At 65.0% G+C, this 26,096-nt stretch carries 31 protein-coding genes and 1 pseudogene; 31 read left to right on the top strand and 1 reads right to left on the bottom strand.

The genetic code is table 11. The annotated features are described in order from the left end of the window. Positions 1-44: 44 nt before the first annotated feature. The 14 genes from F2982_RS03695 to F2982_RS03630 all read left to right on the top strand — a co-directional run bounded on the left by F2982_RS03695 (position 45) and on the right by F2982_RS03630 (position 8,508). Positions 45-728, top strand: coding sequence for a hypothetical protein (locus F2982_RS03695; RefSeq protein ID WP_203429267.1), 684 nt, complete (start codon positions 45-47; stop codon positions 726-728). A 21-nt stretch (positions 729-749) separates the two neighbouring features. Beyond that, positions 750-1,061 (top strand): Dabb family protein, encoded by a 312-nt coding sequence (locus tag F2982_RS03690; RefSeq protein ID WP_112719673.1) that lies wholly within the window; start codon positions 750-752, stop codon positions 1,059-1,061. Positions 1,062-1,166: 105 nt separating this feature from the next. Continuing rightward, on the top strand, positions 1,167-1,406 hold the full coding sequence (locus F2982_RS03685) for a DUF6516 family protein (protein WP_246777504.1): 240 nt from the start codon (positions 1,167-1,169) through the stop codon (positions 1,404-1,406). Further along, complete coding sequence (locus F2982_RS03680; RefSeq protein WP_203429265.1) at positions 1,399-1,761, top strand: hypothetical protein; 363 nt, start codon at positions 1,399-1,401, stop codon at positions 1,759-1,761. Before F2982_RS03685 ends, F2982_RS03680 begins: the two co-directional genes overlap by 8 nt. A 202-nt stretch (positions 1,762-1,963) precedes the next feature. Next, positions 1,964-3,112 carry a phage portal protein gene (locus F2982_RS03675; protein ID WP_203429264.1) on the top strand — a complete coding sequence of 383 codons (1,149 nt, stop codon included), beginning with the start codon at positions 1,964-1,966 and terminating at the stop codon, positions 3,110-3,112. A gap of 54 nt (positions 3,113-3,166) precedes the next feature. After that, positions 3,167-3,733, top strand: a complete 567-nt coding sequence (locus tag F2982_RS03670) for an alpha-ketoglutarate-dependent dioxygenase AlkB (protein WP_246777503.1) — start codon at positions 3,167-3,169, stop codon at positions 3,731-3,733. Between the two features lie 59 nt (positions 3,734-3,792). After that, a complete protein-coding gene (locus F2982_RS03665; protein ID WP_112719669.1) occupies positions 3,793-4,053 on the top strand; it encodes a ribbon-helix-helix domain-containing protein in 261 nt (86 codons plus the stop codon). Beyond that, a complete protein-coding gene (locus F2982_RS03660; protein WP_203429263.1) occupies positions 4,053-4,373 on the top strand; it encodes a type II toxin-antitoxin system RelE/ParE family toxin in 321 nt (106 codons plus the stop codon). Before F2982_RS03665 ends, F2982_RS03660 begins: the two co-directional genes overlap by 1 nt. Before the next feature lie 188 nt (positions 4,374-4,561). Then, positions 4,562-4,867 carry a DUF6107 family protein gene (locus tag F2982_RS03655; protein ID WP_203429262.1) on the top strand — a complete coding sequence of 102 codons (306 nt, stop codon included), beginning with the start codon at positions 4,562-4,564 and terminating at the stop codon, positions 4,865-4,867. A 153-nt stretch (positions 4,868-5,020) separates the two neighbouring features. Beyond that, positions 5,021-5,587, top strand: coding sequence for an HK97 family phage prohead protease (locus F2982_RS03650; protein WP_203429261.1), 567 nt, complete (start codon positions 5,021-5,023; stop codon positions 5,585-5,587). 9 nt (positions 5,588-5,596) lie between these two features. Next, a complete protein-coding gene (locus F2982_RS03645; protein WP_203429260.1) occupies positions 5,597-6,850 on the top strand; it encodes a phage major capsid protein in 1,254 nt (417 codons plus the stop codon). Positions 6,851-7,111: 261 nt separating this feature from the next. After that, a complete protein-coding gene (locus F2982_RS03640) occupies positions 7,112-7,681 on the top strand; it encodes a head-tail connector protein (RefSeq protein WP_203429259.1) in 570 nt (189 codons plus the stop codon). Continuing rightward, positions 7,681-8,016, top strand: a complete 336-nt coding sequence (locus tag F2982_RS03635) for a phage head closure protein (protein ID WP_203429258.1) — start codon at positions 7,681-7,683, stop codon at positions 8,014-8,016. Before F2982_RS03640 ends, F2982_RS03635 begins: the two co-directional genes overlap by 1 nt. Before the next feature lie 81 nt (positions 8,017-8,097). Then, positions 8,098-8,508, top strand: a complete 411-nt coding sequence (locus F2982_RS03630; RefSeq protein WP_203429257.1) for a DUF3168 domain-containing protein — start codon at positions 8,098-8,100, stop codon at positions 8,506-8,508. On the opposite strand, the gene F2982_RS03625 is transcribed toward F2982_RS03630, so the two are convergent. After that, positions 8,474-9,685, bottom strand: a complete 1,212-nt coding sequence (locus F2982_RS03625) for an MFS transporter (RefSeq protein ID WP_203429256.1) — start codon at positions 9,683-9,685, stop codon at positions 8,474-8,476. The genes F2982_RS03630 and F2982_RS03625 overlap by 35 nt on opposite strands. Positions 9,686-10,075: 390 nt before the next feature. Here F2982_RS03625 and F2982_RS03620 point away from each other — a divergent pair, with 390 nt between their 5' ends. The 17 genes and pseudogenes from F2982_RS03620 to F2982_RS03540 all read left to right on the top strand — a co-directional run bounded on the left by F2982_RS03620 (position 10,076) and on the right by F2982_RS03540 (position 25,999). Further along, entirely contained in the window at positions 10,076-10,498 is a 423-nt protein-coding gene (locus F2982_RS03620; protein ID WP_203429255.1) for a phage major tail protein, TP901-1 family, read from the top strand. Next, positions 10,498-10,875, top strand: a complete 378-nt coding sequence (locus F2982_RS03615; RefSeq protein ID WP_203429254.1) for a gene transfer agent family protein — start codon at positions 10,498-10,500, stop codon at positions 10,873-10,875. Before F2982_RS03620 ends, F2982_RS03615 begins: the two co-directional genes overlap by 1 nt. Next, positions 10,872-11,072: a rcc01693 family protein gene (locus F2982_RS03610; RefSeq protein WP_203430005.1), complete on the top strand. Its 201-nt coding sequence runs from the start codon at positions 10,872-10,874 to the stop codon at positions 11,070-11,072. Before F2982_RS03615 ends, F2982_RS03610 begins: the two co-directional genes overlap by 4 nt. A 1-nt stretch (position 11,073) precedes the next feature. Continuing rightward, positions 11,074-12,126, top strand: a complete 1,053-nt coding sequence (locus F2982_RS03605) for a serine hydrolase (protein WP_246777502.1) — start codon at positions 11,074-11,076, stop codon at positions 12,124-12,126. Positions 12,127-12,151: 25 nt separating this feature from the next. After that, the gene (locus tag F2982_RS03600; RefSeq protein ID WP_203429253.1) at positions 12,152-12,697 is read left to right on the top strand and encodes a phage tail tape measure protein; all 546 of its coding nucleotides are present in this window, start codon (positions 12,152-12,154) and stop codon (positions 12,695-12,697) included. Between the two features lie 7 nt (positions 12,698-12,704). Continuing rightward, positions 12,705-13,342 (top strand): annotated as a pseudogene (locus F2982_RS03595) (TIGR02217 family protein). Continuing rightward, positions 13,339-14,229 carry a DUF2163 domain-containing protein gene (locus F2982_RS03590; protein WP_203429252.1) on the top strand — a complete coding sequence of 297 codons (891 nt, stop codon included), beginning with the start codon at positions 13,339-13,341 and terminating at the stop codon, positions 14,227-14,229. The pseudogene F2982_RS03595 and the gene F2982_RS03590 overlap by 4 nt, the downstream one beginning before the upstream one ends. Continuing rightward, positions 14,226-14,687, top strand: coding sequence for an NlpC/P60 family protein (locus F2982_RS03585; RefSeq protein WP_203429251.1), 462 nt, complete (start codon positions 14,226-14,228; stop codon positions 14,685-14,687). Before F2982_RS03590 ends, F2982_RS03585 begins: the two co-directional genes overlap by 4 nt. A gap of 322 nt (positions 14,688-15,009) precedes the next feature. Beyond that, entirely contained in the window at positions 15,010-18,852 is a 3,843-nt protein-coding gene (locus tag F2982_RS03580) for a glycoside hydrolase/phage tail family protein (protein WP_203429250.1), read from the top strand. A 21-nt stretch (positions 18,853-18,873) separates the two neighbouring features. Beyond that, positions 18,874-19,080, top strand: a complete 207-nt coding sequence (locus F2982_RS03575; protein WP_025555384.1) for a hypothetical protein — start codon at positions 18,874-18,876, stop codon at positions 19,078-19,080. A 192-nt stretch (positions 19,081-19,272) separates the two neighbouring features. Then, on the top strand, positions 19,273-19,521 hold the full coding sequence (locus F2982_RS03570; RefSeq protein ID WP_025555383.1) for a hypothetical protein: 249 nt from the start codon (positions 19,273-19,275) through the stop codon (positions 19,519-19,521). A 49-nt stretch (positions 19,522-19,570) separates the two neighbouring features. After that, the gene (locus F2982_RS03565) at positions 19,571-20,233 is read left to right on the top strand and encodes a response regulator transcription factor (protein WP_025555382.1); all 663 of its coding nucleotides are present in this window, start codon (positions 19,571-19,573) and stop codon (positions 20,231-20,233) included. Further along, positions 20,233-21,636 (top strand): HAMP domain-containing sensor histidine kinase, encoded by a 1,404-nt coding sequence (locus F2982_RS03560; RefSeq protein WP_203429249.1) that lies wholly within the window; start codon positions 20,233-20,235, stop codon positions 21,634-21,636. The genes F2982_RS03565 and F2982_RS03560 overlap by 1 nt, the downstream gene beginning before the upstream one ends. Before the next feature lie 118 nt (positions 21,637-21,754). Further along, on the top strand, positions 21,755-22,180 hold the full coding sequence (locus F2982_RS03555) for a membrane protein (RefSeq protein ID WP_025555380.1): 426 nt from the start codon (positions 21,755-21,757) through the stop codon (positions 22,178-22,180). A 239-nt stretch (positions 22,181-22,419) separates the two neighbouring features. Next, on the top strand, positions 22,420-23,556 hold the full coding sequence (ccmI, locus tag F2982_RS03550) for a c-type cytochrome biogenesis protein CcmI (RefSeq protein WP_203429248.1): 1,137 nt from the start codon (positions 22,420-22,422) through the stop codon (positions 23,554-23,556). Continuing rightward, positions 23,553-24,005, top strand: a complete 453-nt coding sequence (gene ccmE, locus F2982_RS03545; protein WP_025555378.1) for a cytochrome c maturation protein CcmE — start codon at positions 23,553-23,555, stop codon at positions 24,003-24,005. Before ccmI ends, ccmE begins: the two co-directional genes overlap by 4 nt. Beyond that, the gene (locus F2982_RS03540; RefSeq protein ID WP_203429247.1) at positions 24,002-25,999 is read left to right on the top strand and encodes a heme lyase CcmF/NrfE family subunit; all 1,998 of its coding nucleotides are present in this window, start codon (positions 24,002-24,004) and stop codon (positions 25,997-25,999) included. The genes ccmE and F2982_RS03540 overlap by 4 nt, the downstream gene beginning before the upstream one ends. Positions 26,000-26,096 lie beyond the last annotated feature (97 nt).

Here is a 26,096-nt window from a genome sequence, read left to right as displayed (position 1 = left end):
AACGATTGAAATTATTTTAATCGATTAAGGCCGGGACGATTTTCATGGTTATCCACATCGACCGCCGATACTTCTTCGATCAGGTGCGCGGCACGCTCTTCAAGGGCAGCCTGCAGCAACAGCAGGTGGAGGGCATCAATGCCATCCTCGACTATTGGGAGCGGCATCACGACCGCGCCGATCCGCGCTGGCTCGCCTATATCCTGGCGACCGCCTTTCACGAGACCGCCTACACGATGCAGCCGGTGCGCGAGACGCTGGCGGCGAGCGACGAAAAGGCGGTGGAGATCCTCGACCGGGCCTATGCCGCGGGCAAGCTTTCCTGGGTGAAGACAGTCTATTGGCTGCCCGACGAGGACGGCAAGAGCTGGCTGGGGCGCGGCTTGGTGCAGCTGACGCACAAGCGCAATTACGAGGCGATGAGCAGGCTGACGGGGATCGACCTGGTGGCCGATCCGGCGCGCGCCATGGAAATGCAGACGGCAGTGACCATTCTCGTCGAGGGGATGATCTCAGGCAGCTTCGCGCCGCACAAGCTGGCCGATCACCTGAATGCCGAAAAGGCGGACTGGGTGAACGCCAGGCGCATCGTCAACGGGACCGACAGGGCGGAAAAGCTCGCGGATTACGGCCGGACCTTCCATGCGGTCTTGCGCCGCGACGGCGTCTGCGGGCTGTGGCAGCGGTTGATGGCCTGGCTTTCGCATGCTATCGCGCGGCGCACTTGAGATAAGCTAGGGAGAGCCCGCGTGATCCGCCACATCGTTTTCTTCACCGCGCCGGAAGAAAATCGCGAGGCGGTGCGCAACGGCCTGTCGCGGCTGACGGGCATTCCGCACGCGCTGACGCTGGAAATCGGCGAAAACCTCAAATCCGACCAGTGGGGCAATGCCGTCGACTTCATCGTCTACGGCGAGTTCGCCGACGAGGCGGCGCTGGCGGCCTACAAGGCGCATCCGGATTACGAGCTTTCGACCCGGACGGTGAAGCCGTTGCGCGAGACGCGGGTGGCGGCGGATTTCGACAGCGGGCTGGCGGTGAAGGTGCCGGTTGACGGCTAATAGGTCTCCTGAGGCGACGTTGATGCATTCGATGCCATATGCTATAAAGAGCATATGCCGCCTGCGACATTGATCTACGATCGAAAGCTGCTTCTGCCTGACGGCATGATTTTGCAGATCAGGATCTGGCGATTGCCGCAGGCAAATGCCGAGCGGCCGCATGGGCTGAAATATTCTTTGTTCTACGGGTGGCCCGGCGAGCGCATCGTTGGTTATGACAATGAAGCGGGCAAAGGCGACCACCGGCATTATCGCGACCGCGAGGAACCCTATGTCTTCGAGACGATGGACAAATTGATCGCCGATTTTCAGGCGGATGTGAGAAGGGAGACCGGGCATGAGTGAAGTGAAGCTGCATATCGCTGGCCTCGACGATTTCTTTTCGCAGGCGCGGGACGTGGCGCGCGAGATTGATGCCGGGGATTTGCGCGAGCGCCCCGCGGCGATCGGGTTCGAGAGCATGGAACTGCTGCTCAAGGTGCTGACGGCCAATCGCTGGCAGTTGCTGCGCAGGCTGAAGCAGAGCGGCGAAAGCTCGATCCGCCAGCTGGCGGTGGCGCTGGGGCGGGATTACCGCGGCGTTCACGCCGATGTTCATGCACTGATCGATGCCGGGTTGATTGCGCGCGACGGCAAGGGGCTCGTCTCCGTGCCCTGGGAAAAGATCACGGCTGAAATGGCGATCGATATCGCGGCATAGGGCGCGCTTTCCCTTCTACTCCGGGCGGTAAGGCCTTTCGCTTGCCGCTCAAGGCACGTTTCGCTGCGCTCATCGTCCCCCTCATCTGCCCTGACGGGCATCTGACCGGGGTCGAGACACCTGTCTCGACCCGTCCTTCGGACCCCCGCCGGGGAGAAGGGGAAACGTCGGGCGCGCTGACCTTTCAACAAAGGACATCATCATGAATATCCGGTCTTTCCTGCCGTGGGCGGGGCGTAGTGCCGTGGCCGAGAAGAAGGCGGCGGGGTCTTTGTTGTCGCTGGCGGCGCAGGGGCAGGCGAGCTGGACGGGGCGGTCTTATGCGGCGCTGTCACGCGAAGGGTTCATGAAGAACCCGGTGGCGCATCGCTGTGTCAGGCTGGTGTCGGAAGCGGCGGCGGCCGTGCCGTGGCTGATCTACGAGGGCGAGCGGGAGCAGCCGGAGCATCCGGCGGCCGTGCTGCTGCGCCAGCCGAACTTGCGGATGGGCGGGCCGGACTTTTTCGAGGCGCTCTATGGGCATCTGCTGCTATCCGGCAATGCTTTCGTCGAGCCGCTTATGGTCGGCGCCGCGCTGCGCGAACTGCATCTGCTGCGGCCCGATAGGGTGAGCGTCGTCGAGGGGCGGGACGGGTGGCCGGAGGCTTATGACTATAGAGCCGGCGGCTCGGTGAGGCGTTTTGCGGCGGAGGCCGAGGGGATGGCGCTGCTGCACCTGAAACTCTTTCATCCGCTCGACGATCATCTCGGTTTTCCGCCGCTGGCGGCGGCGCAGGTGGCGCTTGATCTCTCGAATGCGGCGGCGACCTGGAACAAGGCGCTGCTTGACAATTCCGCCCGTCCCTCCGGCGCGCTGGTCTATCAGCCGAAGGAGGGCGGCAATCTTTCGCCCGATCAATATGAGCGGCTGCGCCAGGAACTCGACGACGGCTATTCCGGGCCGATGCGCGCCGGGCGGCCGCTGTTGCTCGAGGGCGGCCTCGACTGGAAGGCGATGGGGCTTTCGCCGAAGGACATGGATTTCGTCGAGGCGCGAAATGGCGCCGCCCGCGACATCGCGCTCGCCTTCGGCGTGCCGCCGATGCTGCTCGGCATTCCCGGCGACAACACGTTTGCGAATTATCAGGAGGCCAACCGCGCCTTCTACCGCCTCACCGTGCTGCCGATGCTGACGCGGACGGCGGCCTCGCTCTCGGCCTGGCTCGCCGGGGCCTATGGCGACGGCCTGCGGCTGGAGCCGGATCTGGACAAGGTGGCCGGTCTTTCGGCCGAGCGCGGGGAGTTGTGGGCGCGGGTGGGGGCTGCGGCGTTTCTGACGGATGAGGAGAAGCGGGAGGCTGTGGGGTATTGACCGACGGCTGCCAGCCTGTGAAGCCTATGGCGATTTTGCAGGCTGGGGGGCGCTGTGGATTTCGAGGGGATTAAGGGGCTGAGCTATGTGCCTGGCTTTCTGACCGGGCAATCGGCTGACGAGGTTTGCCGGGCGCTCGATGCCGGCGATTGGGATACGACGCTGAAGCGGCGGGTGCAGCATTTCGGGTATCGCTATGACTATCGGGCGCGCACGGTGCCTGATGACGCGCGGCTGGGGCCGTTGCCGGACTGGCTTGGGGATCTGGCGCGGCGACTGGTGGAGGATGGTCATTTCGGCGCGCTGCCGGATCAGGTGATCGCCAATGAGTACCTGCCGGGGCAGGGGATCAGTGCGCATGTCGATTGCGAGCCGTGCTTCGGCGGCGTGATTGCGTCGCTGAGTTTGCTCTCGGCTTGCGAGATGGTGTTTCGGCATCGCGGTAATGAGGCGCGGCGCAGCGTGGCGCTGGAGCCCGGGTCGCTGTTGGTGATGCAGGGAGCGGCGCGGTACGAGTGGACGCATGAGATACCGGCGCGGGCTTCCGACATCGTCGATGGTGTGAAGCGGATGCGCGGGCGGCGGGCTTCGCTGACGTTCAGGACCGTGGTGCTGTCATAGGCGATTGAGGCTGGGTGGCGATTTTGTTATACGTCGTATTACAAAATGGAGATGGTGCCATGTCCAAGCCTGTTCTTTCCGACCCGATCGCGCTGCGCCTCCCTGAAGATATGCTCAGGGATATCGAGACGATCGCCAAGGCGACCGAGCGGACGCGCAGTTGGGTGATCGTGCGGGCGCTGAAATATTATTTGCAGCAGGAGGGTAAGGACGTGCTCGATATCGCCGCCGGGCTGGACGATGTCCGGGCGGGGCGGATTGTCGATGCGGATACGGTCTTCAGCGAGCTTGAGCGGTTGTCGAAGGACGATGCCGCCTGATGAAAGTTCACTTTGCTCTTCGCGCGATCCTCTTCCTGCGATCCGAGCAATCCTATATTGCGCGCTTCAACAAGCCCGCAGCGCGTGCTGCGATCGCCTCGATCCGCAAGGCGGCAGCCATGCTTGGCGACTATCCGCATGCGGGTGCACTCGTTACCGCTGTTTCGGGCGTCAGGCGGTATACCGCGGCCCCGTATCACATCGACTACATCATCGAGAAGGACAGCGTGATCATCGTTTCCATCCGTCACGGACGGCAACAGGATCCGGACATGGACTTCGACGAAGACGACGATTTCGAGGTTCCTGGCGACAGCTGAGGCGCGCCGTTGAATCACCCTCTCAAGCGCCTGACTCAATCTTCGAAGTCTCGGGCGTAAGCGATTCAAACAATTCGGGGAATTTGGGCCTGCCGGGATGCACGTGATGCGCCGGGCGGGCTTTGGGCGTCTGTTTCGGGGCGCTGGTCTCGCCATCGTGGCGGGCGTTTTACCCTGGAGGCCTGGCAATGGCTGACTTTTCCAATGATGGCGGGCTCTGGGCCAGCCGGGCGTTCGGGGCTTCGGCCGGGGCGGCGGTGTCGCTGATCTATCTCTTGCCGAAGAGCGGGCGCGAGGCGGCGAGCCGGTTTTTCTCCGGGCTCTCCTGCGGGCTGATCTTTGGCGGGCCGACGGGCATCTGGCTGGCGGAGCGGCTGGGGATTGCCGACCGGCTCTCGGCTTCGGAAGTCATGCTGTCGGGTTCGGCTGCAGCGAGCCTCTGCGCCTGGTGGGTGCTGGGGGTTTTGGCGCGGGTGGCGCGGCAGTGGAAGTAGAGAGCGAATAGCGAGTGGCGAATAGCGAATAGTTGGGTGGGTGACTTGATTGGAGCGGGTGCTTAGGGGGCCTCTTCTATTCGCTATTCGCTATTCGCTATTCGCCCACCGCTCCCGCCAGACATTTCACATCCACAATCAGGAGCACCAACCATGGCCGCATCGCTCATGGGCGCTGAGACGCGCAAGTTTGCCAATCTGGAGCTGCGCGGGGTCAGGCGCGACGGGACGTTTTCGGGTTATGCGAGCGTCTTCGGCGAGGTCGATCTCGGCAAGGATCAGGTGGAGCGCGGGGCGTTTCGCAAGTCCTTGTCGGAGCGCGGGGCGGAGGGCGTCAGGATGCTGTTCCAGCACGACCCTTCCGAGCCGATCGGCGCCTGGAAGACGATCCGCGAGGATGGGCGGGGGCTTTATGTCGAGGGCGTGCTGGCCGATGGCGTGGCGCGGGCCCGCGAGGTGCATCAGCTGATCAAGAGCGGGGCGCTGGACGGGCTGTCGATCGGCTTTCGGACCGTCAAGGCACGGACTGACGCCAAGAGCGGCGTCAGGCGGATCATCGAGGCGGATCTATGGGAGATCTCGGTCGTGACCTTTCCGATGCTGCCGTCCGCGCGCGTGCAGAACATCAAGAATGCGCGGTGGTTCCGCGACAAGGAGACCGAGCTCGTCCGCGCCATGCGCCGGGCGGCGCGGCAGATGCTGACCGAAACCTTCAGATAGGATCGACATATGAGCGACATGACTGCGAAGACGGCACCTGAGATCAAGGCGGTGCCGGAGACGATGACGGCTGCCTTCGACGACTTCATGGAGGCCTTCGAGGCCTTCAAGGAGACCAACGACCGGCGCCTCGGCGAGATCGAGGCGAAGTTTTCCGACGATGTCGTGACGCGCGACAAGATGGACCGCATCAACCGCGCCATGGACGAGCAGAAGAAACTGCTCGACCAGCTGGTGCTGAAGAAGGCGCGTCCGCCGCTGGGGCGTTCGGGCGCCGGCGGACCTGACACCGCCGAGCACAAGGCGGCCTTCGAAAACTATATCCGCCGCGGCGATGAGGCGGGGCTGCGCGAGATCGAGGCGAAGGCGATGTCGGTGGGGACAGGGGCCGACGGCGGCTATCTGGTGCCGCCGGAGACGGATACCGAGATCGGGCGGCGTCTTTCCGTCGTCTCGCCGATCCGGTCGCTGGCGACCGTGCGGCAGGTGTCCGGCGCGGTGCTGAAGAAGCCGTTCTCGACCTCGGGCATGGCCTCCGGCTGGGTGGCCGAGACGGCGGCGCGGCCGCAGACCGGCAATGCCCAGCTCGCCGAACTGACCTTTCCGACCATGGAACTCTATGCGATGCCGGCGGCGACGCAGGCGCTGCTCGACGATGCCGCCGTCGATATCGAGGCCTGGATCTCGGGCGAGGTCGATACCGTCTTTGCCGAGCAGGAGGGCACGGCCTTCGTCTCCGGCGACGGGACGAACAAGCCGAAGGGGTTCCTCGCCTATAGCGCGGTGGCCGAAAGCAGCTGGAGCTGGGGCAATCTCGGCTATATCCCGACCGGGGCGGCCGGCGCCTTTGCCGCGAGCGGCGCGTCCGACGTGCTGGTCGACGCCATCTACGCGCTGAAGGCCGGATACCGCCGCAACGCCAATTTCGTCATGAACCGGAAGACGCAGGCGGCGGTGCGCAAGCTGAAGGATGCCGACGGCCGCTACATCTGGCAGCCGCCGGCAGCGGCAGGCCAGGCGGCAACGCTGATGGGCTTCCCGGTCGCCGAGGCCGAGGACATGCCGGATATTGCCGCCGGTTCGCTGTCGATCGCCTTCGGGGATTTCCGGGCGGGGTATCTGGTGGTGGATCGCACCGGGGTGCGGGTGTTGCGGGATCCGTATTCGGCGAAGCCGTACGTGCTGTTCTACACGACCAAGAGGGTCGGCGGTGGGGTGCAGAATTTCGAGGCGATCAAGGTGGTGAAGTTTGGGGTGAGTTGAGGTGGGTGAGTAGGGGGTAGTTTGTAGCGAATAGTGAGTAGCGAATAGCGAATAGTCGGTTCGGCTTGGTGGGTGTGGCCCCCTCATCCGCCCTGCCGGGCACCTTCTCCCGAGGGGAGAAGGGACTTTGCCGTACCCTCCGACTTCCCTTCTCCCCAGCGGGGAGAAGGTGGCCCGAAGGGTCGGATGAGGGGGCTGCAGGTGAGGATGCCGACTTGTGTTTCCCACCTCCACCCACCGTCTTTCAAAAAGGAATTTCCGATGACCTATGCATTGATCACTCCGCCCTCGGTGGAGGCGCTGACGCTTGGGGAGGTGAAGGCGCATTTGCGGTTGGATGGAGGGGAGGAGGATGGGCTGCTTGCCTCGCTGATCTCGGTGGCGCGGGAGCATCTGGAGCGGGTGAGCGGGCTTTGCCTGATGACGCAGACATGGCGGCTTTATCTTGATTCAGTTCCTGAAGACGGGGTGATTCAGATTGCCAGGGGGCCGGTGCAAGCGATTGAAAGCGTGACGCTTTACGATGCCGCTGGCGAGGAGGTTTCCTGGCCGGTGGAGGGGCATGTGCTCGATCGTCAGGCCCGGCCGGCGCGGTTGCTGTTGAAGCGGGGCGAGGGTGTGGCGCGCGCCATCAACGGGATCGAGATCGATTTTTCGGCGGGGTTCGGCGAGAGCGGGGCCGAGGTGCCGGATGTGCTGAAACGGGCGATGCTGATGCATGTGGCGCAGATGTTTGGGTTTCGCGGTGCCGTCGCAACGGCCGATCAGCCGGCGGATATTCCTGACGGTTATGACCGGCTGATTGCGCCCTTCCTGATGAGGCGGCTCTGATGCGGGCGGTGGTTCTCGATGCCGGTGCGCTGAGCGCGCGGCTGGTGCTGGAGCGGCCGGTCGAGCTGGCGGATGGGCAGGGCGGGGCGAGTGTCTCGTTCGAAGCGGTAGCTTCGCTTTGGGCGCGGATCGAGCCAGTCGGTGAGACCGGTGAGGAGCAGGCGGGGTCTGAGATCGTCACGCTGACGCACCGGGTATGGGTGCGGTTTCGCACCGACATCAGGAGCGGCATGCGGCTGCGCAAGGGGGAGCGGGTTTTCGTGATCCGCAGCCTGCGGGATCCCGATGAGGGCGGGCGCTATCTCGTCTGCCTCTGCGCGGAGGAGGGTCGATGACGGCGGTTCTGGCGGTGACGCTTGGCGATCTCGCGGCCTTTCTTTCCCGGGTTTTGGAGGAGCGGCGGAAGGAGGCTGCGGATGAGCGCGGCAAATGAGCTTTTGACGGCTGTTCATGCGCGGCTTTCCGGCGATGCCGGGCTTTTGGCGCTGATCGGCGCCGATGGGGTGCGCGACCGGTTGATCGCGGGCAGGAAGATGCCGTGCATCGTCATCGGCGAGATGACGAGCGGGGCGGTGATTTCAGGCGAGGCTGGGGAGGAGCACCTGTTTTCGCTGGAGATCTGTGTCGAGGATGGCGGACGCAGGGTGGCGGGCGAGATCGCGGGGATCGTTGCGGGCTTGCTCGATGGCGTCGCGCTATCGATTGCCGGGCATCATCTGGTGACGCTGCAGCACAGGCTGACGCGCTCGCGGCGGGAGGCGAAGACGAAGATGCATGTGGCCGAGATGCGCTTCAGGGCAGTGACGGAACCGGCTCAGCCTGCCTGACCATGGCGGCAAGGCGGAAGATCAGGATGAGGGCGATGGCAGCGAGCACGAGGCAGATGCCGATCGTCAGCCCCGTTCCGCCGCGATCGAGCGTGGCGGTGAAGACTACGGGTGCGACGGCGTTCGCAAGGTTCTGCGGGGTCGAGAGGCGGGCCGACTGCAGGCCGTATTCCTTCGCCGAGAAGAAGGTGAGCGGCAATAGCGCCCGGGCGACGGTCAGCACGCCGGTGCCGAAGCCGTACATCAGGATGAAGGCGACGAGGACGGGTGTGGAGCCCGGCGCCAGTAGCATCAGCAGGAAGCTTGCGGCCATCAGGGCGATGCCGGTGATCGATGTCAGGATCGGGTTGCCGCGCTTGCCGAGGAGCATGTCGAGCCCGCGGGCGGAAATCGCGATGATGCCGCGCGCCGAGCCGAGCTGCAGGGCGAGCGCCGGCGAGGCGCCGGCCTGATGGAAGACCTCGATCAGCGACGGCGACAGGCCGAAGCTGATGAAGGTGCAGAGCGTCGTGGAGATGGCGAGCAGCAGGAAGGCCTTGCGGCGCTGCTCTTCGGTGAGATGGATCGGCGGCGTCTCGGCGGCGGCACCCTGCGTGTGTTCGGCGGCGGGCTTCGGCAGCGCGAAGAGATGCAGCGGCAGGCAGATCAGAATATGGAGCGCGGCCGAAATGACGAAGGTGATGCGCCAGCCATAGGCATGCGTCAGCTCCGTCAGGATCGGCCAGAAGATCGTGGCCGACAGGCCGGTGAACAGCATGAGGATGGCGATGATGCGCTTGCCGTTCAGGCCCTCGCGCTCGACGACGGCGGTATAGGCGGGCGCCGAAAGCCCGAGCGCGCCGGCAAGGCCGATGACGGTCCAGGCGGCGGCATAGAGAACGATGCCGTTTGCGGCGGCGAGCAGCAGGAGGCCGATGGCAAAGCAGATCGACGAGGCGGCGAGCACGCGGGCAGCACCATAGCGCGCCAGCCAGCGGCCGGTTGCCGGACCCGCAAGCGCGCTGACGACCATCATCAGGGTGAGCCCGGCAAATGCGATCTCGTTGGCGATATCAAGATCGGGCGCGATGACGCGGCCCATGACGCCGAGCATGTCGAAGGTCGTGCCCCAGCCGATCAGCTGGGTGACGGCGAGGACGGCGATCGTCTGCGCCGAGCGGAGCGGGAGTTTGGGCATTGGTGCCGGAAGTGTTTTGGGTGCTGGAAATGCGGGTGGCTTAGCAGGTTTGGTGGGGTGGGGGAAGGTGGGTGCCTGGGGCGTGAGTTTAGGGGTTGCATGTCCTTTCGCTCCCTATCGAGAAGGTGTCGCCCGTGGCCCCCTCATCCGGCTGCCGCCACCTTCTCCCCGCTGGGGAGAAGGGGACTCGCGGTGGGCTCCGGTCTTCCCTTCTCCCCTCGGGAGAAGGTGCCCGAAGGGCGGATGAGGGGGCTCCGGGTGAGGCGCCCCGCGATCACTTAGGGACAAGGACTCCTCTCGCCGCGCAGACGCGCGGCGGCTGGATTCCTGTGACGGGCACAGGAATGAGGGTGGATTGAGTGGCGGTCGGGGTTTCAGGAGGGCAAAAACATGGTGGCGCAGAAGGGTAAGGATCTGCTGTTGAAGGTCCATAACGGGGCGGCGTTCGAGACGGTGGCGGGGCTCAGGTCGAAGCGGCTCGCCTTCAATGCGGAGACGGTGGATATCACCGATGCGGAGAGCGCCGGGCGCTGGCGGGAGTTGCTGGGCGGCGCAGGCGTGCAGCGGGCTTCGGTTTCGGGGGCGGGCATCTTCAAGGATGCGGCTTCGGACGGGCTGGTGAGAGCGGCGTTCTTCAACGGGGCGATCCTCAGCTGGCTGATCGCGGTGCCGGATTTCGGCACGGTGAGCGGTCCCTTCCAGGTGACGGCGCTGGAATATTCCGGCGAGCATGACGGCGAGGTGACGTTCGAGCTGGCGCTGGAATCGGCCGGTGCGCTTAGCTTCGATGAACTCAGCTTCGGGGCGCTCTGATGGGCGGCGCGGGGGCGAGGGCGAACCGCAGGCGCGGCGAGATCGAGGCGGTCGTCGATGGCGAAAGGCGCATTCTGTGCCTGACGCTCGGGGCGCTGGCCGAGCTCGAGACCGCATTTGCCGCCGATGACCTGACCGATCTTGCCGGGCGCTTTTCGGCCGGGCGGCTGAAGGCGGGCGACATGATCCGCATCATCGGCGCCGGGCTGCGCGGCGGCGGCAATCTCTATTCGGACCAGGATGTCGCCGAAGCCAGCGTCGAGGGCGGCATTGCCGGTTTCGCCGGTATCGTCGGCGACCTCCTGATGGCGACATTCGCGGACCCTTCAGGGGCGGAAAAGACCTCCCTCCGCCCTCTGGAGCCGCAGCAGGCATAGGGGCCGGGCGCCCCGGCCCGTTCCCATGGACCGGAGCGCTGCATACCGGCCTCTGCCTGCTGCGGCTTCCTCCCGAGACATTCTGGGCGATGACGCCGGTGGAGCTGCATGCCGCCGCCGGCGGGCTGGCGCCGCGCGCACCGGTTCTGTCGCGAGCGGGGCTGAGCGAGATGATGGCGCGGTTTCCGGATGGGTGAGGTGATCTCTGCCCGTGCTATGCTCGGCACCGGGATTCGGAGCGGCGATGGCGCAGTCGGACAACATGTTTGCGAAGGGAATGGTCGTCTTCCCTTCGGTGACTGGGACGAGCGGCCGGCTTCGCTGTTCGGCTGGACCGAGGCGCGGCTGGCGACGCTTTCCGCCGAACTGGAAAAGGGCGAGAGCAGCGCGTTCATGATCGTCCAGGGCGGACGCATGATCTACCGCTGGGGCGATATCGCCTTGAAGTCGAGCATCGCTTCGGTGCGCAAGAGCCTGGTCAATGTGCTCTACGGCATGCTGATCGCCGCGGGGCGGATCGATCCGCTGCAGACGCTGGCCGATTTCAACATCGACGACATGACGCCGCTCACGGCAGGCGAGCGCAGCGCGACGGTGATGGATCTGCTGCGGGCGCGCTCCGGCGTCTATCTGCCGTCGGTTTACGATACGGCGAATGGCAGGCCTGACAGGGGCAGCCATCCGCCGGGGGAACACTGGTTCTACAACAACTGGGATTTCAACGTGCTTGGCACGATCGTCGAGCGGGCGACCGGCGAGACCGTGCTGGATGCGCTGGCGTCGCGCGTGGCCCGGCCGCTCAGGATGCAGGATTGCGTTGCCGGCGACGGCTGGTTTCAGCATGGGCCGGAATCCATGCATCCGGTCTACAAGATCCAGCTGTCGGCGCGCGATCTGGCGCGGGTCGGGCTTCTCTATCTCAGGCACGGACGCTGGGGCGCAACGCAGCTGGTGCCGCAGAGCTGGGTGCGCGACAGCGTGCGCCCGCATTCGGCGGTTGGCGAGGGGCGGGCTTACGGCCTGCTGTGGTGGATCACGCAGGCGAATGCGCCTGACGATGCCATGGCCGTGCATGTGCCGATGTTTTACGCCAGCGGCTGGGGCGGCCAGTATCTGATCGTGCTGCCGGATCTCGATCTCGTCGTCGTCCACCGGTCGGCGACGGCGCTCAGGGTCGGTCCGGGCGTCAGCCATGTCAGGATGGGAGAGATCCTGCGGCTGGCGCTTTCGGCAATGCCGGACAAGGGCTGACGGCCCACACATTCAGGAGACATCGATGGAAGACGATGACACCGGGCTCGCCGAGATGGCGGGGCAGGCCGATGAACTGCGCCGGGCGCTGGAGGATCTGGAGGGACGGTCGCGCTCCTTCGGGTCGGCGCTGAGCGGCGCTTTGAGGAGCGCCGTCAGCGGCGGCAAGGGGCTTGATGACGTGTTGCGCTCGCTTGGCAACCGTCTGGCCGATATCGCGCTTTCGGCGGGGATGAAGCCGCTCGAGGGGCTGATCGGCGGGGCGATGTCGGGGATCGCGGGTGGGATCGGCAAGGTTCTGCCCTTTGCCGATGGCGGTGTGGTTTCGGCGCCGAGCTATTTTCCGATGGGCGGCAATATCGGGCTGATGGGCGAGGCGGGCAGCGAGGCGATCCTGCCGCTGAAGCGCGGGCCGGATGGGGCGCTTGGGGTAGCGGCTTCCGGCAACGGTGGCGGGCCGCAGATCGTTTTCAACGTCACGGCGACGGATGCGCAGAGCTTTCAGAAGAGCGAGGCGCAGATTTCGGCGATGCTGGCGCGCACGGCGATGCGCGGCCAGCGCAACCTGTGAGGCTGAGATGGCCGGTTTCCATGAGGTGCGGTTTCCGCTGCGGCTGGCGCTGTCGACGAGCGGCGGGCCGGTGCGGCGGACCGATATCGTCAATCTTTCCAACGGGCGCGAGAGCCGCAACAGCCGCTGGCGCAATGCCAGGCGCGCTTACGATGCGGGCTCGGGCATCCGCTCGATCGGCGATCTCTACGAGGTGCTGGAATTCTTCGAGGCGCGCGGCGGCGAGCTTTACGGCTTCCGTTTCCGCGATCCGCTCGACTGCCGTTCCGGGCGGCCGGACCAGCCGGTGACGGCGCTTGATCAGGCGCTCGGGATTGGGGATGGGGCGAAGGCGGATTTTCAGTTGGCGAAGACCTATGGGGACGCGGGCGGGAGCAGTACGCGCGTCATCGCCAAGCCGGTGGCCGGGACGGTGGTGGTCGCGGTCGATGGTGTGACGAAAGCAGCTGGGACTTTTTCCTGCGATGTGGCTACCGGCGTCGTCAGCTTCGCGTCCGGGCATGTGCGGCCGCGGGGGCGAGTGTGACGGCGGGTTTTGAGTTCGATGTTCCCGTGCGCTTCGCGACCGGGCGGATCGACGTCAACCTGACGGCTTTCAATGCCGGGCGCATCCCGGCCATTCCGCTGATGGAGATCCTGCCATGAGAGAGATCGAGGCCGGGTTTGCGGCGCATCTGAAAGGCGATGCGACGACGACGTGCCATGCCTGGCGGGTGACCCGCCGCGATGGGGTGGTGCTGGGCTTTACCGAGCATGATGGCGATCTCGCCTTTGCCGGGACGGACTTTCTGGCGGCGAGCGGCTTTTCCGCGAGCGGCACGGAGGAGGGCGCCGGTCTGCCTGCGGCGACCAGCGAGGTGATGGGGGGCTTTTCGAGCGAGGCGATCCGCGAGACCGATCTGCAGCGCGGGCTCTATGATGGGGCGCGGGTCGAGGTGTTCCTGGTCAACTGGGCGGCACCCGAGCAGCATCTGCTGTTGAAGGTACAGGAGATCGGCGAGGTGACGCGCAGCGAGGGCGAATTTCGCGCCGAGCTGCGCAGCTTCGCCCACCGGCTGAACCAGCCGCAGGGGCGCCTCTATGGCCGCCGCTGCGATGCGGCGTTGGGGGATGCGCGATGCGGCGTCGATCGGGGGCAGGGCGCATTCCGGCGGCAGGGGATCGTGGCCGGGGTGATCGATGCGACGCGGATTGTGGTGTCGGGACTGGAGCCTTTTGCCGACGGGCTGTTTCGCTATGGCAGCCTTGAATTTCTCGGCGGGCCAACTGCTGGAGACCGGCTGGATATCGAGGCGCATTCTTCAGCCGGTGCGGATGTCGAGGTGACGCTGTGGCTTCCGTTGGCTCGGGCGCCCGACGTGGGCGATGCCGTGCGGATGACAGCCGGTTGCGACAAGGCCTTTGCCACCTGCCGGACGAAATTCTCCAACCAGCAGAATTTCCGCGGCTTCCCGCATATGCCGGGCGCCGACTTTGCCTACACCTATGCGGATGGCGAAAGCATCCATGACGGAGGCGCGCTGTTCAGATGACTGCTATCCACGAAAGGGTGCTCGCCGCGGCCGAAGGCTGGATCGGCACGCCCTACCGGCACCAGGCTTCGGCCAGGGGGATCGGCTGCGATTGCCTGGGGCTGATCCGCGGCATCTGGCGGGAGCTCTACGGCATTGAGCCGGAAATGCCGCCGCCCTATGCGCGGGACTGGGCCGAACGCAGTGGGCAGGATCGCTTGCTCGACGCCGCCCTCAGGCATTTCGGGGAGCCATTGTCCGTCGAGGCGATGCTGCCAGGCGATCTGATGCTGTTTCGCTGGCGGCCGGATGTGGCGGCCAAGCATGCGGGCATCTTTGCCGGAGAGAAAAGTTTCATCCATGCCTATGAGCAGGCGGCGGTGATCCGCTCCGCCTTGGTGCCGAGCTGGCGGCGGCGGGTAACGGCGGTATTCCGGTTCCCTGAGGTTGTGGCCGTGCTTGAAAATCGGGGCATCTGAGGGTATGTTTCGGGAGTGGTGAGCGGAGTTACAGCTCCGCCCACCGTTTGCTTATGTTACGAATTGGACCCGGATGGCTATAGACCAGCCCGTCCGGGTCTTCCTCGCACTAAGCGTGATACTGAGTGGCAAGAACCACATCGCATCACCTCCTTGATCGAGAGCAAGGCCCTTGCCGAGGCCGGAGAGGCCTATCCTCCCCAGTGCACCGGCTGGTCTCGGCGCTTCTGCTTCTGCTCACGACTGCAGCAATCTAACACAATCATTGCGGGAAAAATCAAGTGCCGTGTGAACGGCGCTGGTGGCTCGCTGCGAGGTTTTTATGGCCACTCTCCTTTTGCAGGCGGCGGGTGCTGCGCTGGGCAGCGTTCTCGGGCCGGTCGGCGCGATTATCGGCCGGGCGGCGGGCGCGCTGGCGGGCAATGCGCTCGACCGGGCGCTGATCGGCGGCGGGCAGACGGTGCGCGGCTCGCGGCTTTCGACGGCACGCATTCCGGGTGCCGATGAGGGCACGTCGATCAACCGCGTCTATGGCGCGGCGCGGATCGGCGGGACGATGATCTGGGCGACGCGCTTCGAGGAGGAGGTGACGCGCGAGCGCACCGGCGGCAAGTCTTCCTCCGGGCCGACGGTCGAGAGTTTCCGCTATTTCGCGAATTTCGCCGTCGGGCTCTGCGAGGGGCCGATCGCCTGTGTCAGGCGCGTCTGGGCGGATGGCAAGGAGCTCGATCTGACGAAGATCGAGATGCGGGTTTACAGGGGTGATGCGACGCAGCTGCCCGATCCGCTGATCGAGGCGAAGCAGGGGGCGGGCATGGCGCCGGCCTATCGCGGGCTTGCCTATGCCGTCTTCGAGCGGCTGCCACTCGACAACTACGGCAATCGCATTCCGCTGCTGCAGTTCGAGGTGGTGCGGGCCATCGGCGCGCTGGAGGAGCAGGTGCGGGCGGTGTGCATCATTCCCGGTGCGACAGAGCATGGCTACCGGACGGTGGCGGTATCGGAGAAGACGGGGGCTGGGAGCGCCCGGGTGGTTAACCGCAACAGCCTGCAGGGGCTGACGGATTGGGACGTCTCGATCGACGAGCTGATGGCGGTCTGCCCGAAGCTGGACCGTGTGGCGCTTGTCGTCTCCTGGTTTGGCACCGACCTCAGGGCCGGCAATTGCCGGATCGTTCCGGGTGTCGAGGTTAGCGCGAGGAATGGCGAAAGCAGCCCGTGGTCTGTCTCCGGTGTATCGCGCAACGAGGCGTATCTCGTCAGTCGCCGCGACGGCGGGCCGGCCTATGGCGGTACGCCGGATGATGCGAGCGTCGTTTCGGCGATTGCCGATCTGAAGGCGAGGGGGCTGGAGGTCTATCTCTATCCTTTCGTGATGATGGATATTGCCGAGGGGAATGCGCTGCCCGATCCCTATGGCGGGACAGGGCAGGCGGCCTATCCCTGGCGCGGGCGGGTGACCTGCCATCCGGCGATCGGAGAGCCGGGATCGGTGGACCGGACGGCGGCGGCGCGGGCGCAGATCCAGGTTTTTCGCGGGGCGGCGCAGGCGGGGCATTTCAGCATTTCCGGCCAGCGAGTGAGCTATAATGGCAGCGAGGAGAGCTACCGGCGCTTCATCCTGCATTATGCGCAGCTGGCGAAGGCCGCGGGCGGCGTCTCGGGTTTCATTATCGGCTCCGAGATGCGCGGGCTGACTCAGGTGCGCGATGAGGCAGGGGCTTTTCCGTTTGTCACGGCGCTGACGGCTCTGGCGACGGATGTGAAAGCGTTGCTGCCGCAGGCGAAGCTGACCTATGCGGCCGACTGGAGCGAGTATTTCGGCTACCGGCCGGACGACGGCAGCGGCGACGTCTATTTCAATCTCGATCTGCTCTGGGCATCGAGCGCCATCGATGCCGTGGGGATCGACAACTACATGCCGCTCTCCGACTGGCGGGATGCCGATCTGGCGCAGGCGAACCCGGAGGGTATGCGGACGGCGGATGATCGCGATGGGCTGATCGCCGGTATCACCGCTGGCGAGGGCTTCGAATGGTACTATGCCGACGATGCGGAGCGGTCGAGCCGGACGCGGGCGCCCATCAGCGACGGGCTTGCGGGCAAGCATTGGGTCTATCGCTACAAGGACATCGAGGGCTGGTGGGCGAACCGGCATTGCGAGCGGATCGGTGGCGTCGAGAAGGCTGATGCGACGGCCTGGCAGGCGCGGATGAAGCCGGTGTGGTTCACCGAGCTCGGCTGCGCGGCAATCGACAAGGGCGGCAATCAGCCGAATGTGTTTGCCGATCCGAAATCGGCCGAGAGCGCGGTTCCGTATTTCTCCAACCGCATGCGCTCCGACACGATGCAGCGGCGGTTTCTGGAGGCCCATCATCTCTGGTGGCAGGGTGATGAGGCGCCCGATGCCATGGTCGATCCAGGCCGTATCTTCGTCTGGTCGTGGGATGCGCGGCCCTATCCGGCCTTTCCGCTGGATGGCGGCGTCTGGAGCGATGGCGGGAACTGGCGAACGGGCCACTGGCTGAATGGAAGGCTGGGGGCGGGGACGCTGGCGGATGTGATTGCGGCGGTGCTTCACGATCACGGCTTCGAGGATTTCGACGTTTCGGAAGTGTCCGGCGACCTGACGGGCTATGTTCAGGGCGACATCACAACGGCGCGCGGGCTGATAGAGCCGCTGCTGGAGGCCTTCCAGATCGATGCGGTGGAAGACGGCGGCTTGCTGCGGTTCCGCTCGCGCGGCCGGGCGAGCTTGCCGGCGACGGAGGTTGCGGTGCTGGCCGATATCGAGGACCGGCCGCTGTGGCAGGAGACGCGCGGGCACGACAGCGACCATGCGGCCGAGGCCGTCATCACCTTCTACAATCCCGATCTCAGTTACGAACAGGCGGGTGTGCGATCGCACCGGGCGCAATCGGCGACGAGCCGGGTGCTGAAGAGCGATCTTTCGGCGGTGCTGGCCGAGGAGACGGCGCTGAATGCGGCCGAAGCACTGCTGCGCGACAACCGGATCGGCAGGCGCTCGGTGCGCTTTTCGCTGGCGCCGGGCGAGCTCGGTTTCCAGCCGGGGGATGTCGTGACCTTCGCGGATGGGCCAGAGGGGCGCTTCCTGATCGGCTCGATCGAGGACGGTGCGGTGAGGCAGGTCGAGGCGCGCGAGTTCGCGCCATCGGCGGGTGCCGCGCCGCCAGGCGAGACCGGCGGCAAGAATGGCGCCGGCGATCCTTCCAGCCTGTTTGCACCGCTGGTGGAGTTGATGGATCTGCCGCGCTTTGCGGCGGGCGAGGCGGCGAGTTTTGCGCGGGCGGCGGTTTTTGCCAGGCCCTGGCGGATGATCGGGCTGTCCTCCTCGGTGAGCGAGGAGGGGTATCGCGGGCGGGCGCTGGTCGAGCGCCCGGCGCGGATCGGGACGCTTACCGGGCCGCTGACGGCGGGTGTGCGGGGGCGGTTCGACTGGTCGCAGGTGCTGGAGATCGAGCTGCCGTTCGGTGCACTGTCCTCGGCGGCGGCAGTCTCGGTGCTGAATGGTGACAACCTGATCGCGGTGGCTTCGTCCGACGGCGGCTGGGAGGTGATCGGGTTCCGGCAGGCCGAGGAGATCGGCGCCGGGCGCTGGCGGCTTGGCGGATTGCTGCGGGCGCTGGCGGGAACCGACGATGCGATGGCGGCGGGTGCCGTTTCAGAGACGTCCGTGGTGATGCTCGACGATGCCGTTGTGCCGCTCGGCCTCACGGCCGATGAGATGGGGTTGCGGCTCAATTGGATCGCCGAGGCGGCCGGTGTGAGCGGCAAGGCGGGTCCGTTCGCCTTCGAGGGCGGGGTGCGGGCGGAGACACCGCTTTCGCCGGTTCATCTGAGGGCGGCGCGGGGCGAGGCGGGGGCGGTGACGTTTTCGTGGGTTCGGCGCGGACGGGTCGATGCCGACAACTGGATCGCGGCCGATATTCCGCTCGACGAACCCTCCGAGCGCTACCGGATCGAGGTGATGGCTGATGGTGTGGTGCGGCGGCAGGTGGAGATCGGCGTGCCGCGATGGACCTATCCGCTGACAGACGAGCTTGCCGACTTCGGCAGTGTGCAGAGCGCGCTGACGATACGGGTGAGGCAGATGGGGCAGCGGCTGCCGCTCGGCATTCCCGCAGTCGCAACGATGACGATGTGACTTTCAACGAAAGGAATGGTCATGGGTGATTTGAAAGACTGGTATCATTCGAAGACGATCTGGGGTGCGCTGATTGCGATCGGCGCTTCCGTTCTGCACGCGGCGGGCATCGATATCGACGCCGGCGACCAGAGCCAGATCGTCGATTCTCTCGTCAATATCGCCGGCGCGATCGGCGGGCTTCTGGCCGTCTATGGACGGCTGACGGCGAGCACGGCGATCCGCTGATCGAGCATTTCGGGAGGGCGGCGGCAGCGATATCAAGAGCTTCTGCCGCCTCGTCTTTTGGCTGTGAATATCGTTGCGGCAATACAGTCGAGAATTGTTCTAAACCACCGTCATTACAGTGCATTCATTTGCCATTCAGGTCACGTGAGTACATAGTCGGCCCAGGTTGGAATTACGTTGGAAGCATTGCACATGGCCTCTCCTCTGAGCGTCGTAGCCTTGGCCGCAGGGCTGGCTGTATCGGCGCCCTCACCGGACGACTCGCGCACGCTTGTGGTGCGCGTCGCTGGCGATTGCAGCGCCGCCGCGCAGCAGGTCGTCGAGCAGACGGGCGGCCAGCTTCTTTCCGTGCAGCCTTCGGGCGATTCATGCATCATCACCGTGCTCGTTCAGGGCAATGGCCAACGCCCCCGCAAGGTAACCGTCAAGGTTCCGATGTAGGCGGAATCGGCCTATAAAGCACTGACTGAAACAAGGTGAAAGCGGACCGATGCGCATTCTGGTAGTCGAAGACGACGTCAATCTGAACCGTCAGCTGAGCGATACGCTGAAGGAAGCCGGCTATGTCGTCGATCAGGCCTTCGACGGCGAGGAAGGACACTTCCTCGGCGATACCGAACCCTATGACGCGATCATCCTCGACATCGGCCTCCCTGAGATGGACGGCGTGACCGTGCTCGAAAAGTGGCGCGGGGCGGGTCGCGGCATGCCGGTTCTGATCCTGACGGCACGCGACCGCTGGAGCGACAAGGTAGCGGGCATCGATGCCGGCGCCGACGACTATGTGACCAAGCCGTTCCATGTCGAAGAAGTGCTCGCCCGCATCCGCGCGCTGATCCGCCGAGCTGCCGGTCATTCATCCTCCGAGATCGTCTGCGGTCCTGTCAGGCTCGATACCAAGACCTCCAAGGCTGTCGTCAACGGCGTGGCGCTGAAGCTCACCTCGCACGAATACCGGCTGCTTTCCTATCTCATGCACCACATGGGCGAGGTCGTCTCGCGCTCGGAGCTTGTCGAGCATATGTACGACCAGGATTTCGACCGTGATTCCAATACGATCGAAGTCTTCGTCGGACGCCTGCGCAAGAAGATGGGCGTCGATCTGATCGAAACGGTGCGCGGTCTCGGATACCGCATTCAAGCGCCGGCCTGATGCGAATAAAATCGCTCACCGCACGCGTTCTACTGCTGACGACCGTATGGTCGACGGTGGCGCTTGTGGTGATCGGCCTGTTGATCTCGACGCTCTATCGCCGCAGCGCCGAGCGTGGGTTCCAGGACCTGTTGCGCGCTCAGCTCTATAACGTCATCAATTCCGTCACCATCGGCGACCAGGGCGCGCTGGCCGGCAGCCCGCAGCTCGGCGACCTGCGTTTCGCGCAGCCGCGCACCGGCTGGTACTGGGTGGTGGAGCCGCTCGGGACCTATACGACGGCGCCGCTGGTCTCGCCCTCGCTGGGCTCGGCGACCATTCCCGTTCCCTCCGTTCTCGAAGCGCCCTTCGACAAGAATTACGAACGCTACTACCAGGTGACGGATGCCAGCGGGAACCGGGTGCAGGTGGCCGAGACCGAGGTGGTGCTCGATACCGACGGCCGCGCGGCGCGCGTTCGCGTCACCGGCAATGTCGAGGTCGTCGAATCCGACGTCAGCAACTTTTCCCACAGTCTCTATCTGGCGCTCGCCGGCTTCGGTGTCGGCAGTCTGATCGTCAATGCGCTCGCCATTCTCTTCGGCCTGAAGCCGCTCGACAAGGCGCGTGCTGCGCTGGAGCGCATTCGCGCCGGCGAGAGCGAGCAGCTGAAGGGCGATTTCCCGCGCGAGATCCTGCCGCTGGCCAATGAGGTCAATGCGCTGATCGACAGCAACCGCCGCATCGTCGAGCGCGCCCGCATGCAGGTCGGTAATCTGGCGCATTCGCTGAAGACGCCGATTGCCGTGCTCTTGAACGAGGCGCGGGTGCTGGAGCGTTCGCATGGTGAGCTCGTCAGGAACCAGGCGGAAGCGATGCAGGGGCAGGTGCAATCCTATCTCAACCGCGCCCGCATTGCCGCGCAGCGCGAATCCGTGCTTGCCCGCACCGATGCGGAACCGGCGCTGGAACGGCTGGTGCGCGTCATGCGCCGCCTGAACGTCGACAAGGAATTCGAGCTTTCCGTCACGCAGCCGCATCTGGCCGTTGCCATGGAGCAGCAGGATCTCGAGGAGACGGTCGGCAACCTCCTGGAGAATGCGGCGCGCTTTGCCGTTCACAAGGTGAAGGTGAGCGCATCGGAAGCCGCCGAGGACGTGAAGGGTGCCGAGACCAGCGGCCGCCGGCATTGGGTCGAGCTCATCGTCGAGGACGATGGGCCGGGGCTGGAGCCCGATCAGATCAAGGAAGCGCTGAAGCGCGGCAAGCGTCTGGACGAAAGCAAGCCCGGAACCGGGCTCGGTCTTTCGATCGTCACCGAGATCGCCAATGAATATCAGGGCCGCCTGGAGCTTTCCCGCGGTGCTGCCGGCGGGCTCAAAGCAAAGCTAATTTTGCCCGGTCTCACAAAGGATGTTGCGTGACCAATTGCTTGATGTCACAAAGACATAGGCATTTGCATAGCATGCTTTGCCTTAAAGCCGACAAGTGCCTGTGCGCATCTGCCGGCATTGATTTGTTTCTTTCTGCTGGTTCGACCGAATGATATCACGCGCGAATGCCATGATCGTTTCCTCGCTTTTCGTTGCCGTTGCCCTGAGCGGCTGCACGACGACGAAGAGCGCCAGCTCGACCGGCGTTTTCTCCCGCAAGCCTTCGGCCTCGGCACAGTTCATCACCGCGCTTCAGGGCGGCATCGTCGGCCGTACCGGCATCGAACTCAGCGACAGCGACAAGCAGCGCGCGCTCGAAGCCGAATACCGGGCGCTGGAAGGGGCCGCCGTTGGCCAGCCGGTCGTCTGGAGTGGACGCAATGTCAGCGGCAAGGTTATCGCCGCGGCGCCCTATCAGGTCGGCTCGCAGAACTGCCGCCAGTACACGCACACGCTGACCGTCGACGGCAAGGAGACCGTGGCGCGCGGTTCGGCCTGTCGCAACGATGATGGCAGCTGGTCGCCGCTTGGCTAGCCAATCGGTATTCAGCCCATGCCGGGCTGTAAATTGCGCTTCTCCACGCTTCCGGTGCTCACGTACCTTTAGTACGCTGCGCTCGCTCCGGGTCGTGGAAAATCACCATTTTCGGCTTAGCCTGCACTGAATGTCGTGTGTCGTAAGCCGCAGCGAATATTGCGGCGAAACGCCTCAAATCTTCGTCATTCCGGCTTTGCCAGTTGGAATGGCCGCGCGCTTCAAGTATTGGGGCCGTTATGCTTTTCTGGATTCTTGTTGCTGCAATGACGGCGGCTGTGGCCGCGCTGCTGCTTTACCCGCTCCTGCGCGGCGGAAAGACGCTTGACGACACGCGCGCAGGCGAGGCTGCGGTCTATCGCGACCAGCTGCGCGAGCTCGACCGCGACCTCTCGGGCGGCCTGATCACCTCCGACGAAGCCGACTATGCGCGCGCCGAGATCGGCCGCCGCTTGATCGCCGTTTCGGTGACGGGTCCTGCCGCCGAGCCGAAGGCGGCGCGCCATCACCGCTTCAGCGAGGCTTTCATCCTGCTACTGCTGCCAGCCATCGGGCTCTGTCTTTACGTTGCGATGGGACGGCCCGGCCTGCCATCGCAACCGCTCCAGGCACGGCTCGAAAATCCCGGCAACGACATGGCGATCCTCGTCTCCAAGGCGGAGCGCCATCTGGCGCTCAACCCGGATGACGGCAAGGGCTGGGACGTGCTGGCGCCGATCTATTTCAATGCGATGCGCATCGCCGATGCCGAGAAGGCCTATCGCAATGCTATCCGCCTGCTTGGACCGAGCGCGATGCGCCTCGACGGCCTGGCGGAGTCGCTGATGGCCGGTTCCAACGGCATGGTGACGCCGGAGGTGCGCCAGACGCTGGAACAGTCGCTGTCGATCGAGCCCGACAATCCGCGCGCCAAATTCTACGTGGCGCTGAGCATGGAGCAGGCCGGACAGGCTGAGCAGGCCAAGGCTGCCTTCGAGGCGATCGCCAAGGAATCGCCTGCCGATGCGCCGTGGCTGCCGCTGGTCAACGATCATATCGCCAAGAATGGCGGCGCGCCGGTTGCCGCCGGTGCAAATGCGCCCGGCGGACCGACGCAGGAGGATGTGGCCGCGGCCCAGACCATGAGCCCGGCGGACCAGCAGCAGATGATCCGCGGCATGGTCGATAGCCTGGACGCCAAGCTGAAGGCCGATCCCAACAATTTCGAGGGCTGGGTGCGGCTCGTCCGCTCTTATGCCGTATTGAACGACAAGGATCGCGCGGCCGACGCGCTGAAACGCGGGCTCGCCGTGTTCCCGGCTGACGGCGATCAAGGCAAGCAGCTGCTCGCACTGGGGCGCGAGCTGGGTATTGCGAACGAGGGGGTAACGGAATGACGCGCAAGCAGAAGCGCCTGGCGGTAATCGGCGGCGGCATGGGCTTTATCATTGCCGCGGTGCTGCTCGTGATGTTCGCCTTCAGCCAGTCCGTCGCTTATTTCTACATGCCGGCCGATCTTGCCAAGACGCCGGTGGCGCCGGAGACGCGCATCCGTCTCGGCGGTCTCGTCGGCGAGGGTAGCGTCGTGCGCGGTGTCGGCTCGACCGTCGAATTCGCCGTGACCGACGGCGGCGGTCAGCCGGTCAAGGTCAAATATACCGGTATTCTTCCCGATCTCTTCCGTGAAGGGCAGGGCGTGGTGACCGAAGGCAAGTTCGAGGCATCGAGCCACGAATTCATTGCCGATACCGTGCTTGCCAAGCATGATGAGAAATACATGCCGAAGGAAGTGGCCGACCGGCTGAAATCCCAGGGGCTGTGGAAGGAAGGCGAGGGCGCGCAATGATCATCGAGATCGGCCACTACGCACTCGTGCTGGCGCTGGCGACGGCGATCATTCTCTCGGTCGTCCCCGTCATCGGCGCCCGCCGACGCGACCAGGCGATGATGGACGTCGCGCCGCTAGGCTCGATCGTTCTCTTCGGCCTCGTCGCCTTCTCCTTCGGCGTCCTGACCTATGCGCATGTCGTCTCCGACTTCTCGGTCGAGAATGTCTGGGAGAACTCGCATTCGCTGGTGCCGCTGATCTACAAATATTCCGGCGTCTGGGGCAATCACGAGGGATCGATGATGCTCTGGCTGCTGATCCTCGCGCTCTTCAGCGCCATGGTGGCGCTGTTCGGACGCAATCTGCCGGATACGCTGCGGGCCAATGTCTTGGCAGTGCAGGCCTGGGTCTCGGTTGCCTTCATCCTCTTCATCCTGCTGACCTCCAACCCCTTCGTCCGTCTCGATCCGGCACCGGCAGAGGGGCGTGACCTGAACCCGGTGCTGCAGGATATCGGCCTCGCCATCCATCCGCCGCTTCTCTATCTCGGCTATGTCGGCTTCTCCGTCTGCTTCTCCTTCGCCGTCGCGGCGCTGATGGAAGGCCGGATCGATGCTGCCTGGGCGCGCTGGGTGCGCCCGTGGACGCTGGCTGCCTGGACCTTTCTGACGCTCGGCATCGCCATGGGTTCCTACTGGGCTTATTACGAGCTCGGCTGGGGCGGCTGGTGGTTCTGGGATCCGGTCGAGAATGCTTCGTTCATGCCATGGCTGGCGGGAACCGCGCTGCTGCATTCGGCGCTCGTCATGGAAAAGCGCGAGGCGCTGAAAATCTGGACGGTGCTGCTGGCGATCCTGACCTTCTCGCTGTCGCTGATGGGCACCTTCCTGGTGCGCTCCGGCGTGCTGACCTCGGTCCATGCCTTTGCCAGCGACCCGAGCCGCGGCGTCTTCATCCTCTGCATCCTGATGATCTTCATCGGTGGCGCGCTGTCGCTCTTCGCCTTCCGTGCGCCGCTGCTTTCGGCAGGTGGTCTCTTCGCGCCGATTTCGCGCGAGGGCGCGCTGGTGCTGAACAACCTGATCCTGACGGTTGCCTGCGGTACGGTGCTGACGGGAACGCTCTATCCGTTGCTTCTGGAAACGCTGACCGGCGACAAGATCTCCGTCGGCCCGCCCTTCTTCAACATGACCTTCGGGCTGCTGATGATCCCGCTGCTGCTGGTGGTGCCCTTCGGGCCGCTGCTGGCCTGGAAGCGCGGCGATTTGCTCGGCGTGCTGCAGCGGCTCTACGTCGTCGCGGGCCTCGCTTTCGTGGCGGCGCTGATCTTCTTCTATATCGAGCATGGCGGGCCGGTTCTTTCGGTTCTCGGCCTTGCTGCCGGTCTCTTCCTCGTCTTCGGCGCTGCCGCTGATCTCTGGTATCGCGCCGGTATCGGCAAGGTGGCGGCGAACGTCGCCTGGCGGAGATTGACCGGCCTGCCGCGCTCCGCCTTCGGTACCGCGCTTGCGCATGCCGGTCTCGGCATCACCGTTCTTGGCATCGTCGCGGTCTCGACCTTTGCGACGGAACATGTGTTGGAGATGAAGCCGGGCCAGACCACGGATGCCGGCGGCTATTCGCTGCATTTCGACGGCATGCAGCCGGCGACCGGTCCGAATTACAAGGAAGACCGCGGTCACTTCAGCATCCGCCGCGGCGGTGTCGAAGTCGCCGATGTCTGGTCTGCAAAGCGCGTCTATGTCGCCCAGCAGATGCCGACGACGGAGGCGGGTATCCTGACCTTTGGGTTGAGCCAGCTCTATGTCTCGCTCGGTGACCCCACCAATGACGGTGGCATCGTTGTGCGCATCTGGTGGAAGCCGTTCATTCTCTGCATCTGGGGCGGGGCGTTGATCATGTCGATCGGGGGCTTTGTGTCGCTAAGCGACCGGCGTCTGCGCATTGGTGCGCCGCGGCGCAAGGCGAAGGCGGCGAAGCCATCGGCTCCGGCGATGGAGCCGGCGGAATGAGACGCTCGTGGTTTCTCCCTTCTCCCCAGCGGGGAGAAGATGCCCGAAGAGCAGATGAGGGGGATAAGCAGCGCAGCTGCGAAGCCTTCGAGCATCA

The sequence above is a fragment of the Rhizobium sp. BG4 genome (genome assembly GCF_016864575.1).
Taxonomy (GTDB): domain Bacteria; phylum Pseudomonadota; class Alphaproteobacteria; order Rhizobiales; family Rhizobiaceae; genus Rhizobium.
This window is presented reverse-complemented; position numbering and strand designations above follow the sequence as displayed.

Coding starts and splice junctions, on each gene's coding strand:
- F2982_RS03695 (WP_203429267.1), top strand. CDS start 45: ATGGTTATCCACATCGACCGCCGATACTTCTTCGATCAGGTGCGCGGC.
- F2982_RS03685 (WP_246777504.1), top strand. CDS start 1,167: ATGATTTTGCAGATCAGGATCTGGCGATTGCCGCAGGCAAATGCCGAG.
- F2982_RS03680 (WP_203429265.1), top strand. CDS start 1,399: ATGAGTGAAGTGAAGCTGCATATCGCTGGCCTCGACGATTTCTTTTCG.
- F2982_RS03675 (WP_203429264.1), top strand. CDS start 1,964: ATGAATATCCGGTCTTTCCTGCCGTGGGCGGGGCGTAGTGCCGTGGCC.
- F2982_RS03665 (WP_112719669.1), top strand. CDS start 3,793: ATGTCCAAGCCTGTTCTTTCCGACCCGATCGCGCTGCGCCTCCCTGAA.
- F2982_RS03660 (WP_203429263.1), top strand. CDS start 4,053: ATGAAAGTTCACTTTGCTCTTCGCGCGATCCTCTTCCTGCGATCCGAG.
- F2982_RS03655 (WP_203429262.1), top strand. CDS start 4,562: ATGGCTGACTTTTCCAATGATGGCGGGCTCTGGGCCAGCCGGGCGTTC.
- F2982_RS03650 (WP_203429261.1), top strand. CDS start 5,021: ATGGCCGCATCGCTCATGGGCGCTGAGACGCGCAAGTTTGCCAATCTG.
- F2982_RS03645 (WP_203429260.1), top strand. CDS start 5,597: ATGAGCGACATGACTGCGAAGACGGCACCTGAGATCAAGGCGGTGCCG.
- F2982_RS03640 (WP_203429259.1), top strand. CDS start 7,112: ATGACCTATGCATTGATCACTCCGCCCTCGGTGGAGGCGCTGACGCTT.
- F2982_RS03635 (WP_203429258.1), top strand. CDS start 7,681: ATGCGGGCGGTGGTTCTCGATGCCGGTGCGCTGAGCGCGCGGCTGGTG.
- F2982_RS03630 (WP_203429257.1), top strand. CDS start 8,098: ATGAGCGCGGCAAATGAGCTTTTGACGGCTGTTCATGCGCGGCTTTCC.
- F2982_RS03625 (WP_203429256.1), bottom strand. CDS start 9,685: ATGCCCAAACTCCCGCTCCGCTCGGCGCAGACGATCGCCGTCCTCGCC.
- F2982_RS03620 (WP_203429255.1), top strand. CDS start 10,076: ATGGTGGCGCAGAAGGGTAAGGATCTGCTGTTGAAGGTCCATAACGGG.
- F2982_RS03615 (WP_203429254.1), top strand. CDS start 10,498: ATGGGCGGCGCGGGGGCGAGGGCGAACCGCAGGCGCGGCGAGATCGAG.
- F2982_RS03600 (WP_203429253.1), top strand. CDS start 12,152: ATGGAAGACGATGACACCGGGCTCGCCGAGATGGCGGGGCAGGCCGAT.
- F2982_RS03590 (WP_203429252.1), top strand. CDS start 13,339: ATGAGAGAGATCGAGGCCGGGTTTGCGGCGCATCTGAAAGGCGATGCG.
- F2982_RS03585 (WP_203429251.1), top strand. CDS start 14,226: ATGACTGCTATCCACGAAAGGGTGCTCGCCGCGGCCGAAGGCTGGATC.
- F2982_RS03580 (WP_203429250.1), top strand. CDS start 15,010: ATGGCCACTCTCCTTTTGCAGGCGGCGGGTGCTGCGCTGGGCAGCGTT.
- F2982_RS03575 (WP_025555384.1), top strand. CDS start 18,874: ATGGGTGATTTGAAAGACTGGTATCATTCGAAGACGATCTGGGGTGCG.
- F2982_RS03570 (WP_025555383.1), top strand. CDS start 19,273: ATGGCCTCTCCTCTGAGCGTCGTAGCCTTGGCCGCAGGGCTGGCTGTA.
- F2982_RS03565 (WP_025555382.1), top strand. CDS start 19,571: ATGCGCATTCTGGTAGTCGAAGACGACGTCAATCTGAACCGTCAGCTG.
- F2982_RS03560 (WP_203429249.1), top strand. CDS start 20,233: ATGCGAATAAAATCGCTCACCGCACGCGTTCTACTGCTGACGACCGTA.
- F2982_RS03555 (WP_025555380.1), top strand. CDS start 21,755: ATGATATCACGCGCGAATGCCATGATCGTTTCCTCGCTTTTCGTTGCC.
- ccmI (WP_203429248.1), top strand. CDS start 22,420: ATGCTTTTCTGGATTCTTGTTGCTGCAATGACGGCGGCTGTGGCCGCG.
- ccmE (WP_025555378.1), top strand. CDS start 23,553: ATGACGCGCAAGCAGAAGCGCCTGGCGGTAATCGGCGGCGGCATGGGC.
- F2982_RS03540 (WP_203429247.1), top strand. CDS start 24,002: ATGATCATCGAGATCGGCCACTACGCACTCGTGCTGGCGCTGGCGACG.